General features: G+C 42.0%; 11 protein-coding genes and 1 pseudogene. 7 read left to right on the forward strand and 5 right to left on the reverse strand.

Annotated elements, in window-relative coordinates:
• Positions 1-250: 250 nt before the first annotated feature.
• Positions 251-1084: an alpha/beta fold hydrolase gene (locus AB0756_RS19380; RefSeq protein WP_038073336.1), complete on the forward strand. Its 834-nt coding sequence runs from the start codon at positions 251-253 to the stop codon at positions 1082-1084.
• A gap of 267 nt (positions 1085-1351) precedes the next feature.
• Positions 1352-2578, forward strand: coding sequence for a DUF4336 domain-containing protein (locus AB0756_RS19385; RefSeq protein WP_038073339.1), 1227 nt, complete (start codon positions 1352-1354; stop codon positions 2576-2578).
• 142 nt (positions 2579-2720) lie between these two features.
• Here AB0756_RS19385 and AB0756_RS19390 read toward each other — a convergent pair whose 3' ends face one another.
• The gene (locus AB0756_RS19390) at positions 2721-3338 is read right to left on the reverse strand and encodes a TetR/AcrR family transcriptional regulator (RefSeq protein WP_038073342.1); all 618 of its coding nucleotides are present in this window, start codon (positions 3336-3338) and stop codon (positions 2721-2723) included.
• A 230-nt stretch (positions 3339-3568) separates the two neighbouring features.
• On the opposite strand from AB0756_RS19390, the gene AB0756_RS19395 reads away from it, so the two are divergent.
• The 4 genes and pseudogenes from AB0756_RS19395 to AB0756_RS40045 all read left to right on the forward strand — a co-directional run.
• On the forward strand, positions 3569-5245 hold the full coding sequence (locus AB0756_RS19395; protein ID WP_038073344.1) for an FAD-dependent monooxygenase: 1677 nt from the start codon (positions 3569-3571) through the stop codon (positions 5243-5245).
• A gap of 342 nt (positions 5246-5587) precedes the next feature.
• Positions 5588-6166 carry a hypothetical protein gene (locus tag AB0756_RS19400; RefSeq protein ID WP_137986553.1) on the forward strand — a complete coding sequence of 193 codons (579 nt, stop codon included), beginning with the start codon at positions 5588-5590 and terminating at the stop codon, positions 6164-6166.
• 114 nt (positions 6167-6280) lie between these two features.
• Complete coding sequence (locus AB0756_RS19405; protein ID WP_038073348.1) at positions 6281-6649, forward strand: hypothetical protein; 369 nt, start codon at positions 6281-6283, stop codon at positions 6647-6649.
• A 12-nt stretch (positions 6650-6661) separates the two neighbouring features.
• A pseudogene (locus AB0756_RS40045) lies at positions 6662-7536 on the forward strand (ISL3 family transposase); the annotation flags it as partial.
• 78 nt (positions 7537-7614) lie between these two features.
• Here AB0756_RS40045 and AB0756_RS19425 read toward each other — a convergent pair.
• Both AB0756_RS19425 and AB0756_RS19430 read right to left on the reverse strand, forming a co-directional pair.
• Positions 7615-8307: a hypothetical protein gene (locus AB0756_RS19425; RefSeq protein ID WP_137986555.1), complete on the reverse strand. Its 693-nt coding sequence runs from the start codon at positions 8305-8307 to the stop codon at positions 7615-7617.
• A 53-nt stretch (positions 8308-8360) separates the two neighbouring features.
• Positions 8361-9275, reverse strand: a complete 915-nt coding sequence (locus AB0756_RS19430; RefSeq protein WP_038073354.1) for a carbohydrate ABC transporter permease — start codon at positions 9273-9275, stop codon at positions 8361-8363.
• 121 nt (positions 9276-9396) lie between these two features.
• Here AB0756_RS19430 and AB0756_RS19435 point away from each other — a divergent pair, with 121 nt between their 5' ends.
• Positions 9397-10119 carry a DUF3891 family protein gene (locus tag AB0756_RS19435; RefSeq protein ID WP_038073357.1) on the forward strand — a complete coding sequence of 241 codons (723 nt, stop codon included), beginning with the start codon at positions 9397-9399 and terminating at the stop codon, positions 10117-10119.
• Here the strand turns inward: AB0756_RS19435 and AB0756_RS19440 are convergent, their stop codons facing one another.
• Both AB0756_RS19440 and AB0756_RS19445 read right to left on the reverse strand, forming a co-directional pair.
• Entirely contained in the window at positions 10120-11427 is a 1308-nt protein-coding gene (locus AB0756_RS19440) for a hybrid sensor histidine kinase/response regulator (protein ID WP_408019772.1), read from the reverse strand.
• A complete protein-coding gene (locus AB0756_RS19445) occupies positions 11427-14225 on the reverse strand; it encodes a CHASE2 domain-containing protein (protein WP_038073577.1) in 2799 nt (932 codons plus the stop codon). The genes AB0756_RS19440 and AB0756_RS19445 overlap by 1 nt, the downstream gene beginning before the upstream one ends.
• Between the last annotated feature and the right edge of the window lie 25 nt (positions 14226-14250).

Consider the following 14250-nt stretch of genomic DNA (forward strand, 5'->3'; position numbering starts at 1 on the left):
ACCATAAAAATACAACTTAATTATTTAAGTTTATTCTTAAGTATTTTTATGATAGATAAGTATTGACTTAAATGTCAACTCTTAATCTATGCACACATAATTGCAGAAGGCAACAACTCCCTTTCCGCTCTAAAATTCTACTCCTATATGTAGGGTGGGCACTGCCCATCCTACGCCCATAAGTAATCTTTTAGCAGCAAGGGGTATGGTGTAAAATCGGGTTGATTGTTACGAGTTGAATAAAGTCGAGATGAATCGAACTGAGCAATTGCAAGATCGGTATGTCAAAGTTGGGTCTGTGAACACTCGATATTGGCAGATTGGTGACTCAGGTAGCACAGTCATCTTGCTTCACGGTGGTGGCGGTTATATTGAATTGTGGAAGCACAACATCTTTGAATTAGCTAAGCATCATCGCGTTTACGCTTTTGATATGGTGGGCGCAGGTCGATCCGATAAACCGGATGCCAAATACACCTTCGACTTTATGGCTCAGTTCACTCGGGATTTCATGAAGGCTTTAGATATCGCTCGTGCTAGTCTGATTGGTACTTCCGCAGGTGGTGGCGTTGCACTCACCTTTACACTGAACTTTCCAGAGTTAGTCGAGGGACTCATCCTTGTTGGCAGTGCTGGTTTGGGGAAAGAAATCAGTTTTTGGCTGCGAGTCACAACGCTTCCCGGTTTAGACAAGTTATTCAGTTCGCCGAGTCAATCAAGTCTTGCAATGTTGTGCAAACAGGCGGTCTACGACTCAAAACTAATTACTGATGAAATTGTCAAGGAGTTTTATCAAATGGCACGGCTACCTGGTGCGGCGGAAGCGACATTAAATGTAGGTCGTTCCAATTTCAACATTTGGGGACAATTCTATCAGCCGATCGCACAGAGGTTGCCTACCATTGTTGCTCCAACCCTCATCATTTGGGGTAGGCAAGATACAATGGTTCCTGTAACTCATGCTCACAATGGTGCTAAAACTATTCCGAATGCTCGGTTGGAAATTATTGAAGAGTGTGGCCATTGGGCTCCTATCGAATATCCACAGAAATTTAACCAGCTAGTTTTAGAGTTTCTATCGTGATTGTCGAATTCGTAGTGTTAGATCTGCTTTCAAGCATCTATCCGGGCGAATAAAATCTCTTTCACACGGTAACAGAAAATTGTGTTTCTTCCATATTTTACGGGAGCGAGCGCTGCACCCATCAGAGGCTTATATCAAACTCAGGTTAATTAAAATGAATTGTCTCCATATATTAATATTTAAGGTATAGGTTCACAAATCAGGGAAATTCAGCTAAAAATAATTTGAGACTTTGCAAGGGAAAAAAGTGGAGTGGCTCAACTCAAGATGAAGGTGCAGGAAACGCAGGGACAAGAGAACAATTCTAGGGACTTTTCATGGCAATTCTGGCCTGCTTTGCCACTTTATCCCTTTGGTGAACGGCGGACAATTCGCAAAGAAGTGGTAAGGGACACAATTTGGACTTTTGACCAGCTTCAAGGTATTTTCTACGTCGTTGTGCCTATTCGCATGACCGTAGTAAAGTTAGAAGGAGGGGGTCTCCTCGTTTACGCGCCTGTTGCGCCAACCCCAGAATGTATCCGCCTAGTGAATGAGTTGGTAGCAGAGCACGGTAACGTCAAGTACATCATCCTGCCAACTATCTCAGGTTTGGAACACAAAGTATTTGTTGGTCCTTTTGCCAGATATTTTCCTGAATCTCAGGTATTTGTTGCTCCCAAGCAGTGGAGTTTCCCTCTCAATCTTCCACTCACTTGGCTTGGTTTACCCAGAAAACGCACTCAGGTACTTCCAGAAGATAGCAGTCAAACTCCCTTTGGTAAGCAGTTTGATTACGCCATCCTCGGTCCGATTGAACTTGGACCGGGTCGGTTTGCAGAAGTCGCCTTCTTTGACAAGCGATCGCACTCACTCCTGGTAACAGATTCAGTCCTTTCCGTACCGGAAGAACCGCCTGCGATCGTGCAATTAGATCCATACCCCCTACTATTTCATGCCAAAGACAAAGCATCCGATCTCATCGAAGACAACCAAGCAAATCGCCGTAAGGGATGGCAGAGAATTGCTTTATTTGCTTTGTACTTCCAGCCAAGTTTGCTAGAAGTCATAAAATGGGGAGAAGTGTTTCGCAATGTCTTAAAAGCGTCCGAACGTTCCAAAAAAGCTTATTTTGGGTTATTTCCTTTCAAATGGAAACCTGATTGGAAGCAATCTTTTGATGCATTGAGAGGAGATGGGCGTCTATTTGTCGCACCAATTTTACAAACTCTCATTCTCAATCGCGCACCTCAAGAAACTATCAATTGGGCTAATAAGGTAGCGAGTTGGGATTTTCAGTGGATAATTTCCTGCCATTTTGATGCCCCTATTAAGGCAAAACCGCACCAGTTTCGTCAAGCATTCTCCTTTCTAGAAAAGAACCCGGCTGTCAGTAGTGGTGTATTCAGCAGTAGCAGTTATCCCCTACCAGAAGAAGATTTTAAAACACTTAGGGAACTTGATGAAGGTCTCAGCAAGTTTGGTATTGTACCACCAGCAAAGGAGAAATTGTAAAGACCCTATCTTCTATCAGAAGCACTTCAGATACTGTTGGCTAAATATAACTTAACATTTAACTGATGGAAAGAAGCTTTTTGATTTTTTGCTCATGCCATGTGTTGCATAATGTTGCTGATTCCAAAAAAGCTTTACACGCTTATTTGCGAATGCCTGCAATCAACGAAATTAAGGTATCAATCAGGTTATCGCGACTTATCGGTAAAACGTCTTTGCCCTGTAGTAGCTCCTGTGAGATGACAAAATACACCAACGTTCCGATAAAGGTTTGAGCAACAGCTTCCGGATGTTGTAACTTCAGTTCTGGACGTGAGGCTAAGTATTGACTCAGGAGTGCGATCGCTGGTTTATCTACTGCACGAATGAACGTCTTAGCCAGAGTTGGAAAGCGTCCCGACTCAGCAATCGCCAGTCGAATCAGTGCTAGTAACTGTTCATTATTAAGAATTGTATCGAGCAAATTCGTTGCAATTTGCCGCAGTACAACTTCAGCTTCATCTTGAGGGATTTGGGCATTATCAAGTCCCACAATAGTGCGATATTGCTTCTGAGCGAGTTGCTCGATCAGCGCCGCGAACAATCCTTCCTTATCCTGAAAATAGCTATAGAGCGTCGGTTTTGAAACTCCTGCAGCAACAGCAATTCTATCCATACTTGCAGCTGTATAGCCCTGCGCCATAAACTCCTGCATTGCCCCTTCTAAAATTCGCTGGGCTTTCTCAGACATTTTGCGCCGATTTTCATTAGTTGTCGTCATACCCCGCCTCTTGACATTAAAGCATTAAACTACCTCACTCTATCTTAAGGTATATTTTACTAAACTGTGTGGTAAGTTTACTAAACTGTTTAGTAAAATCAGATTAAGCATTCTACAAAAGGAATGACAACACGCTCAGTTATGTGGTGTCAATACGATTGACCGCTCGAGAAACACAATTAAGCCGTGGAGCGATCCACAAATGAATAAGATTTAGGAGAACTCAAATCATGTCTCAATCTTCAGCGATCGTGGATGTTTTGGTAGTCGGAGCGGGTCCAGTTGGGCTAACTTTAGCCAACCTGCTTGTCAGCATGGGTGTGAGATGTCGTATCATAACCAAAGAGGCATATCTTCGTCCCGTGTCAGAGTCACGCGCTGAGGGAGTTCACATCCGCACGCTTCACTTGTTAGAACAACTAGGGGTATTAGAGCAGGCATTCTCACAAGGTAGACCGATACATGGTGCAACACTGCACGCTAACGGACGGGTATTGGGTAGTTTTGGCTTGAACGATCCACAAACCCCCTTCTTTCCGGGTGCTTTAATTCTGGAGCAGGGAAAAGTAGAGCGTATTCTTGCCGATCGCTTCACAACACATGGCATCGCTTTGGAACGGGGTGTTGAGTTGATCGATTTGCAACAGGAACCAGATCGGGTGATTGCAACTTTAAAATTGGCAGATGGGCAAACCAGTCAGACAAGCGCTCGTTATGTAGTTGGTTGCGATGGAGCACACAGCAAGGTGCGTCACTTAATTGGAGCAAGCTTTGAGGGAACAGCTCATCCCGGACAGTATGCCCTAGCCGATGTACAACTGAACTGGTACGACCAACCCTATGATGACAATTTGCATATTTTTCTCAGCCCGATGCTAGTGTTAGGAAGGCTGGCAGAGGGTAGTTGGAAAATAGCAGCACCGTTGCTCTCCCCCATCAAGCTAGGGGAGGAGTCAGAGACAGATTTTGTGCTGGCAACGCTGCAACAGCAGATGGACCGACATAAGATTCCTGCAACGCTGCACAGCCCCCGATGGACATCGCTTTTTCGTATTAGCACTCGTATGGTGAATCAGATGCGAGATCGCCGGGTGTTTTTGGCAGGTGATGCGGCACACATTCACAGTCCGATGGGGGGACAGGGAATGAATGAAGGAATGCAAGATGCGTTGAATCTAGCTTGGAAATTGGCAATTGTGCTTCAGAGGGGGGCAGGAGATGATTTGTTGGATACCTATCACGCGGAGCGACACCCATCGATCGCTGAAGTGCTGCACGATACCCAACGCATGACTCAACTGGTTGAAGTCCAAAACCCTGCGATCGGTCATTTGCGTAATGCAGTGCTTGCTACAGCCATGCACTTAGAGCCGATTCAAACAGCAATGCGGCTACAGTTCACAGGCAGTCGGCGGGCATTAGGTACGTCTGACAAAGCTTATTCCCCGTTCACCCATACTCTCCCGTTTGCAGGTGGACCTGAAGTTGGGCATCGTGCTCCCGATGCCCAAGACATTGTAATAGCAGGCAATCCGGGAAAGCGCCTGTTTCAAATTTGGGCGGAGGAGCCGCACCCCTTCTGCCATCGTTTGCTGTTGTTTGTGGGTGAACGTTCGGATATAAAACAAGGAACTGAATTGAGTAAACTAGCACGACAAATTGAGGAGCAATGGGGTAGGGTTTTGCGATCGTATCTCATCTATTCCGGTGATGTTGCGATCGCAGAGGCTTTATTGCAAGAAATTCCAACTGCTTTAAAGGATGTCTCGGGTGAACTACATCAGCGTTATAGTGCGCGAACCGAATGCCTCTACTTGATTCGCCCAGATGGCTTTGTTGGATTTCGCAGTCAAGGAATAGACGTACAATTGTTGCAAGCATTTCTGTATCACATGGGGCTAAATTGACAGCCTACAGATACGAAAATGAGAGGATCTATAATTGAGGTGTTTTCCATGTCAGACCATCAAAAAGTTGAGTCTTCAACCCAACAGGAGTTTGGCACTTCAGATAAGTGTGTCAAATCTCAAAAGGAAAGCTTACTCATATGATTCAAAATTTATCAGCCAAAGAAGTTCAGGCATTTTAAAAACAGTTCGGAAGGAGTTAAAGAGAAAGTGGTAAGTTTACGTTTGAGGTAGGAAGAAATTTTCGTGTCAAATGAATAAAATTTGGAAATTGAGCATATGTATTGCTATATTTGGAACCCATACATTGTGAAGGGTCATCGTTATACAATAGAATTCGTATTGACAGAATTAGAAGAAGATTCAATTTTTATAGGAACTAAAAATTTCTTTGAAACTCTCCTAAAAGACATGGGGATTGAGGGAGAGGTTGTAAACTGGTTGCTTAAACCATATCGAAGTAATTACTATACAGATTATCTAGGAGAAGCAGATTGGCATGATGTTTGGCAAATTGTCTGGAAGGCTCGTGTAGTGACAGTTGAGGAAATTAGTACATTTCTTGAGTGGGAAGAAACCTATATCGAGAGTGAAGCTATTGATGAGAGTGCTTCGTTGTCACATACAATCACTGATACTGCAACGATTGGGTGCCTTATAGTTGCCGACTTTAAAAGCCTTGCTACTTTAATAAAGACGACGAAAGCGATCGCGAATGCTAATTTTAGCGAGATACAGCACAAATACTCAGTCTCTCCCCCAATATTTAATTATTCATTGTCAAAAAAATACAAGCAACTTCAAATTGACATAGGTCAGTTTCAGAGCGATTTTTTTTTGCAAGGAGCTGATTATGCGGAACAAATACTAGAGATATGCAAACAGGCAGGAGGCACAGTTAATTATCAAGAACGCTATTGAAAGAGCAACATATTTTCCGATACCTTTTTATTTAATTTATTGCCCGTGACTTGTGGCAGATATATATGCAATTGCACTGCAATACTATCATGCCCTCCGGCAGTATCCATACTGATGATGCTTGAATTAGAAGATAAAACCTCCGTATCGGCTATTCAAGGAAGAGACGCGGAGATTGTGGGACAATCCCTAAGAGTGCCAATTGCCCTGAGAATAGAATTCACCGACGGCAGGCGCTATCTCAGGAGCGGAGACGCTACGCGAACAACGGGGAACTCAGAGTATTTAATAACAATTCCCATTGTTTATCTGTCAGGTTTGTCGGATATGATGTTAGACATTGCTCTAATAACCCTGTCGCTTTTTTATCTACTGACACACCGTTACTGGAGTTTTTTTAGACTTTCCAAACGTCCTCTAATACCCGAGCGTGACAACAGTGGACAATCTACAGTTTCAAACCTATCTAAAATCCATCAGTGATAAGTATAAATACTTAATAATGTTTCTAAAAAAAATGGCTTAACGGCAGAAGAAGTCGAATCAATGCTCAAAACTATAGTCAAAAACATTTTACCTATTGATGTAAAAAATTTGCGCTCCTTAGGAATAGATGAAATTAGTTTAGTCAAAGGTCAAGGAAAATTTATAGTCGTTTTAGTAGACTTAGAAACTCATAAATTAATTGGTTTAGTCTCAGAAAGAAAACAAGTAGAGATAGAGAAAGTCATGCGTTTATGGGGAGAAAATGTTTTATCTCAAATAGAAGAAGTAAGTATGGATATGACAGGCAACTATAAATCAAAGCGTGAAAAAAATTTGTCCAAATGCGGAGGTAACAGTAGACAGATTTCATGTTACAAAAATGATTCACAAGGAGTTAAATCAGGCAAGAATTGAGCAAAAAACAGCAGCAAAATCCTTAAAAACTAAGGAAAGAGCTAAATTGTTTTACAGTTTAAAAGGCAGTAAATATACATTGCTAAAAGCAGAAGATAAGCTATCTAACAAACAAAAAAAAATTAGAAGAAGTCAAGGAAGCTTCTCCATTAGTAAGAATCATGCACTCTTTAAAAGAAGAGTTCCATGCTCTTTTTGAGAAGAGTAAGGACTGGGCAAAAGGAACATTAAAATTAATTGATTTGTTAAAAAAAGCCGAACCATATTATCAGAAGAGCGTCACAACAATTAAACGATGGTTTGGTGAGGTCGTCGGATATTTTGAAAAAAGAACAACTAACGGAGTAGTTGAAGGAATTAATAATAAATTGAAGCTATTAAAACGCTGCGGATTTGGGTTTAGAAATTTTAATAATTTTGAAATCCGGGCTTTACTATTTTGGCATTTTCCGAATATTTTAGGCCACTAAGTACGGAAGAACCGTTTTTTAGGAAATATACAAATCCGTTATACAGTATATATCGGGCATTGACTACTTGCAATAACCTTATGGTAATGTCTTTCGTATAGAAATCCAAGTTTTTAATTCTTCATTTGGAGAAATTTTTTCATCTTCAATTAACGATTGCAAGATACCTAAGTAACCCTTAATCCGCTTTAATTCTAGCAGAGTTTCTATAGAATCTTCTCGAGAATTTTTCAAATCTTCCCAACAAGACAAGGTCTTAATTTGAGCTTCTTGGGGCGACATAGTCAAGTTGTCGAAGAACCAGTGAATAATTCTGTCTGCATCAAGAATAGGATGACCGGGAATAGCATTAAATCTTCGTATCATAGATGCTCGCAGTAGCATTGAACTATATATAAAACTTTCTTGTTGGTCAGACTCTACCTTACTTACTAGTAGGTCATAAATTAATAATCCTACCTCTGCCCAAGGCAAGGCAGATGTAGTGTCACCATTATCAAAGTTATATCGAGCCCTACTTCCTGCTGCTTGAGCTAAGCCCAACCAATTAAAGTCTTTAGGAGCTTTTAATTGCCCTGACCTAATATCTTTCAGCCAAGCAAGTACATCAGAAGCATCTTTTTGCAACAGTTGGCTAAATAAATCTACGGAATTTTGCATATCTGACATATTATGATTTAGCTCTGGCTGTGATGGATCGCATGAAAGCTCGTAGCGAAGCGTTTGAAAACTGATTCTTATTGTGCCGCCAATATAACTATAAGTCGTCATTCAAATCCGCGACTCTCAACTTATCAAGCAAGTCAAGAGTAGCGGCATAAAAATTAGAGGCGGCTGCTTTGCAACGTTTCTCCCGTACTGCGATCGATTGATAATCGCAAAACAGACAGTCCCAAAATAATTAAAAAGAGTACGAGCCCAATCGTACAAGCATAGTTAATTTCCAAGTTTGTAAATGCTTGCTCATATAAATAGTAAACAATCGTCTTCGAGCTATTACCCGGTCCGCCTTGGGTCATGATATATATTTCTTCAAATACCTTAGTGGCAGAAATTGCTGATATCACTGCAACTAAACCCAAATAAGGTTGCATCAAGGGTATAGTGATATCCCAATGCTTGCCAATACCATCTGAGCCGTCTATAGCTGCTGCTTCATAAATATCGCTGGGAATAGATTGTAACCCTGCTAGATAAATTACCATGTAGTAACCCAATCCCTTCCAAACAGTCACAGCCATCACGCTGTAAAGTGCCAATTGGGGACTGGTGAGCCAAGGAATTCCTCCTGGAAAAATACCCTTAAGCAGTTGGTTTAGCAAACCCGTTTCTGCATACAACCACCTCCAAGCGATCCCAGCAACTACCATGGAAATGACAACTGGCGTGTAATACGCTGCTCTAAACCAGTTCATGCCACGCAGTTTTTGGTTGACTAAAATTGCCAGTACTAGGGGAGCAATCACCAAAATTGGCACGACACCTACAAGGTATAATAGGGTGTTCCCCAAAGTTTTCCAAAAAACTGGATCTTTCCACAATTTGTTAAAATTGGCTAAACCCACCCACTGTGGCATCTGGGTTAGATCGTATTCATATCGGGTAAAACTCAGGTAAAACGCTTGCAGTGCGGGCCAAAAAACGGTTAACCCTAAAATGACCATTGCTGGCAGCAAAAATAAGTAAGGAGTCAGTCGTTGGGTAATAATCATCCAATCTTTAGATGTCAATCTATTCATAGAATGCTTTTTTCGTACTTTTCCGTGCTCAATTCCTATCTTAGATAAGATGAATTTTTATTTTGAATCAGTGCAATATGAGAAAGCAAATCCATATTACACGAGCATCTAAGTTTAATTCATGATTGCTAATTTACACGAAAAAGGTTGGGAAGTGATTTACCATCGCGCCCATGCTTTGCTTGCTGCTCAGATTGCCGGACACTGGCATCCTACAAAACGTCCTGTACGTTGGCTGGAGACAATTGCTGCTATTTCCCATCACGACGATTTGGAAAAGGAATGGGAAGGCAATCACCTGACAGAAGCGGGCGCACCTTTAGACTTTACTCTTGCTAAAAAAACTGATATAAACAAGTTGCGACAACTCACGCACAACGCTCGATATCGGGGACGGTGGGTGGCAATGATGATTTCCATGCACATGAGCTTTCTGAATGAAGGTAAGCGTGGAGAGTCACCAGAGTTGGATAAGTTTTTGGACGAGCAACTCCAACATCAGGAACAGTGGCGACAGGAGTTGAATATTTCAAAAGACGACGCAGCAGAAGCTTACGAGTTTTTTCAGTGGTGCGATCGCCTGTCCCTTATCTTGTGCAATCGGATGTTACCTGTGGGCGAACGTGCTTTAGAAATTGCTACTCTGCCAGATGGCAATCGTTATGATGTGATAGAACGCAGTGATGGGGTAACAGTCAAACCTTGGCCTTTTTTAGAAGACAAGTTTACTGTAAATGTAGAGGCTACTTATCTGGAAAAATTAAAATTTGACAGTAATGAAGAACTTTCAGAAGCACTACAGACTTCACCCATTAAAACCTTAGAGTGGAAGTTTGTTCGATAGTTAACAATCACTCGCAATTGGAAGAGTAATTGTAAATTTCGTACCTGTACCGGGGACTGATGAGCAGCTGATTTGTCCGTTATGTTTGTCAACAATAATTTGGTGGCTGATAGCTAATCCCAGTCCAGTCCCTTTACCTACAGGCTTGGTTGTAAAAGATGGTTCAAAAATTCGAGCTTGTATTTCAGGAACTATACCAGGACCATTATCTTGGATGCAAATTGTGACAGTTCCTTGCTCGGAATCAACCGATGTAGCGAGCGTAATTGTGTTTGGAAAAGCAGCCATCTCTTGAGAAGAATTGCTGCGTTCGAGGTCATCAAATGCATCAATGGCATTAGCGATGATGTTCATAAAAACTTGGTTCAGTTGTCCGGGATAGCAAGTAATTGCTGGTAAATCACCATACTGTTTAACAATTTCGATTGTAGGGCAATCTCCGTTACCTTTTAATCTATGTTTTAAAAGCATCAAAGTGCTATCAATACCTTCATGAATTTGAAACTCAACTTTAGAGGATATATCGGCACGAGCAAAAGTTCTAAGAGAGAGACTAATGTCCTTAAGACGGTCAATTCCTTGGTGCATTGATGCTAGCAGTTTTGGTAAATCTTCAGTTAAATACTCTAAATCAATTTCTTCAATAAGCTCTTCAATATCTGGAGATGGTGGTAGCTTTTGTTGTTGGAGCCTCAATAAACGCAGAAGATCGTTTATATATTCCTCAATGTGGCAGAAATTTCCTCCAATAAAACCAATAGGGTTATTAATCTCATGACCAATACCTGCAACAAGTTGTCCTAGAGTGGACATTTTCTCACTTTGGATCAGTTGTAGTTGAGTTTGTTGTAATTGTTGTAATGATTTGGTTAATTGTCCCGTGCGTTCTTGTACCCTTTGTTCTAGAGTACGGGTGAGATGAGAGATTTTAAGATGTAACTTTAATCGAGCAATGACTTCTTCTTGCTGAAAGGGTTTGGTAATGTAATCAACTGCACCAATTTCCAATCCTTTCACTTTGTCCGTAGAATCTGACAGAGCAGTCATAAACACAATTGGGATATTCTGAGTGTCAGGATTGGCTTTCAATCTGCGACAAGTCTCAAATCCATCGATACCGGGCATCATAACATCTAGGAGAATGAGATCGGGTTGAGCGTATTCTGTTTGTTCGATCGCTGACTCTCCGTCTGTTGCCATCAGAGCTTTCCAGCCATATGCGTGTATTGCTTCTGAAAGTACCTTAATATTATTTGGATTGTCATCCACTAACAAAATACGTATTGACTTTAAGTAAGAATCAGCCATCATTTATTTGTCTCCTTAGTTATACAGTTTTTTAAAAATGTACGTATTTGTTTAGTTTGGAAATTAGCAGTCAGTTGACTCAATTCAGCCACAAAGGATGCTAATCCTGGATCGGAAGGGGCTAACGCTTCTAGTATGCCCTCAATGGCTGGAATATCTCCCATCATTGCTAAGTGATAAAGTTGTTGCAAAACATCTTGGGATGGAAGAACCCACTCACTCTCAGGAATTTCCTGACGTTTGGGAAATAACTGCTGAGGTGTGGATTGAGCATAAATCCACTCCACTCCCAGCACCGATTGCAGCATATTAAACAGTTCGTCGATCTGTAGGGGTTTGGGTAGAAAAGCGAGCGCCCCTGCTTGTAAACTCTGCTGACGATTTTCCTCAAATACGTTAGCACTGGAGACGATAATAGGAATGTCATGGGTTTGCGGATTTGCTTGCAAATGAACCATAAACTCAAAACCATCCATATGAGGCATGGCTAAATCAAGCAAAATCGCATCAGGTTTGTATTTGGCAACCATCTGGAGTCCTTGTTTGCCATCAGTTGCTTCCAAGGTTCGACAGCCAATTTCTTGCAACACACCCATCAACATGGAACGGTGCTTGTCATCATCATCAATAATCAGAATCTGAGGTTCACTATTCTGAATTCCAATAATTTGCCGATTGAGTGGCGCAACTCTTGCATCCCAATCATGGGAAAGCGGTACTGTTAAATCCAGCCAAAACACGCTCCCCTCACCCAGACGACTTTGTACTTGAATTTGGCTTCCCATCAATGCCACAATTCTTTGACTGATAGTCAATCCCAAACCAGTCCCCTCAGCTCGCTTGCCACTGTCGCCTACTTGTTCAAAAGGCAAGAAGATTTTCTCCAGTTGTTTTGGCGACATCCCGATACCCGTATCTTCAATTTGGAAGCGAATTGTTTGATGTGTTATTTGTCCGGTGTCACCTGTCAATTGTTGACACTGGTGAGCGATCGCATTTACTTTAAATGTAACGCTACCAGTATCTGTGAATTTGACAGCATTGCCTAGTAAATTAATTAACACTTGCCGCAATCGCTTTTCATCTGTTTGAATGGCAGATGGTAGGCGATCGCTAATGAAAACGTTAAACGCAATTCCTTTCTGTTTGGCTCGGATACTGCAAATCTCGGTCACACTATGCAGAAAGGTCAGTAAATGTACGTTTGTTGTCACCAATTCTAGTTTGCGAGCTTCTATTTTCGAGAGATCGAGAATATCGTTGATCAGCATCAACAGGTGCGAGCCACACTGGTGGATAATGCTGATTCCTTCCCGACTTTTGTCTGTGAGATTTGGCGATCGCTCTAACAGTTGTGCATATCCAAGGATGCCATTCAGCGGTGTGCGAAGTTCGTGGCTCATATTTGCTAGGAACTCACTTTTTGCTTGGTTAGCAGCATCAGCAGCTAGCTTTGCCTCAAACAGTTCGTGAGTTCGCTCTTCGACTTTGATCTCTAAGGTTTTGGAATAATCTGATAGTTGATTGTTAGCAATTTCTAGTTGGCGATTTGTTTCTTCTAGTTTCCTTTGTTTATAAGCATTTGTTGTTGCGATTACACTGCTGATAAATGCAGCTAAAACAGGTGATACTGGAATCAACACTCCATTCAAAAATATACCGCAGGCACTTGCCATATATGCCACACAAATGAGTACAGTAGCCCAAAGAATTTTGCCACCTGGAATTCGCCGACCGGTACGCACGCTAGCTAAGTACCAACTCCCTGTAGAACCGACGGTAGACCAAAACACAATCCAGAGCGGTAGAAAAATGCCAGAAACCCCATGGAGATTTGTGTTTCCTACTTTTGCCCCTTGCACTAGCTGGTAAGCAATATTGGCGTGAACAACAACACCGGGTGTAGGTTTTTGGGCAGATATGAAGGAAGAACTAAAGGGCGTGCTGAAGAAATCATTGGTACTCGCAGCGACTGAACCAATAAATACCATACGATCGCGTATTAAATTTGCTGGAAGTTTCCCTGCTAATACATCGCGTAGAGTCACTGTGTGAAAAGCTGTTTCCGAACCGTACCAGTTGAGTAGAATTTGATAGCCGCCTAACTCAATCTCTGGATAACCGGCTTCTTGATTCTTAAGTGGTGAGTAAACCGCTTTACCCAATCGAAACTTTTGCTGCTGGGGGTCAATGCTTTCTAATGCAATTCCTTCGGCTTCAAGATACTGTAGCGCCACACGAGTTGCCAGTCCTGCTTTAAGAGTATCTTGCTCTTTTGCATCTTTTGCTGTCAGGAGAGCACGACGTACCTGACGATCTCCATCCAGAACTAAATCTGCAAATCCGACTCGATCGCGCTTTTTCAGTTCTGGAGGAGGGTTGACTCGTTCACCAGTAATTTTCTCGACCCCAAACAAGTTAGGAGTGGTGCGGAAAATTTGTACCAGTTGCTCGTACCCTTTTCCTTCTGGCAGATCCCGATAGAGATCCAAGCCAATAGCTCTGGGTTGTTGCGCCCGAATTTTTGCAAGTAATTGTGCCAGTGCCCAATCTGGAATTGGCCATTTACCCACCGATTGGATATCACGTTCATCAATGGTAACAACAACAATTTCATTAGCTATTGTCTCTTGTATTGGCATCACCTGGCGTAGGCGAACCCATTCATCCCGAAGTTTCCACTCAGGCAAATTGAACAATCCCAGCGATTGCCCAACCAGAACTGTTAGGGTAACACTGGGAGTAATAATCAAAATACTGCGAGTTCGTTGGATAAAAGCTTGAAATTTGCGCCACATATTTGCGCCATATATATCATTAATA

It is taken from the genome of Tolypothrix campylonemoides VB511288_2 (assembly GCF_045999855.1).
GTDB classification, from domain to species: Bacteria; Cyanobacteriota; Cyanobacteriia; order Cyanobacteriales; family Nostocaceae; genus Scytonema; species Scytonema bouteillei_A.

Bases quoted from the DNA above. Each gene is read 5' to 3' on its own strand.
- AB0756_RS19390 (WP_038073342.1), bottom strand. From the start codon at position 3,338: ATGACGACAACTAATGAAAATCGGCGCAAAATGTCTGAGAAAGCCCAG.
- AB0756_RS19380 (WP_038073336.1), top strand. From the start codon at position 251: ATGAATCGAACTGAGCAATTGCAAGATCGGTATGTCAAAGTTGGGTCT.
- AB0756_RS19445 (WP_038073577.1), bottom strand. From the start codon at position 14,225: ATGTGGCGCAAATTTCAAGCTTTTATCCAACGAACTCGCAGTATTTTG.
- AB0756_RS19440 (WP_408019772.1), bottom strand. From the start codon at position 11,427: ATGGCTGATTCTTACTTAAAGTCAATACGTATTTTGTTAGTGGATGAC.
- AB0756_RS19425 (WP_137986555.1), bottom strand. From the start codon at position 8,307: ATGACGACTTATAGTTATATTGGCGGCACAATAAGAATCAGTTTTCAA.
- AB0756_RS19405 (WP_038073348.1), top strand. From the start codon at position 6,281: ATGATGCTTGAATTAGAAGATAAAACCTCCGTATCGGCTATTCAAGGA.
- AB0756_RS19385 (WP_038073339.1), top strand. From the start codon at position 1,352: ATGAAGGTGCAGGAAACGCAGGGACAAGAGAACAATTCTAGGGACTTT.
- AB0756_RS19430 (WP_038073354.1), bottom strand. From the start codon at position 9,275: ATGAATAGATTGACATCTAAAGATTGGATGATTATTACCCAACGACTG.
- AB0756_RS19395 (WP_038073344.1), top strand. From the start codon at position 3,569: ATGTCTCAATCTTCAGCGATCGTGGATGTTTTGGTAGTCGGAGCGGGT.
- AB0756_RS19435 (WP_038073357.1), top strand. From the start codon at position 9,397: ATGATTGCTAATTTACACGAAAAAGGTTGGGAAGTGATTTACCATCGC.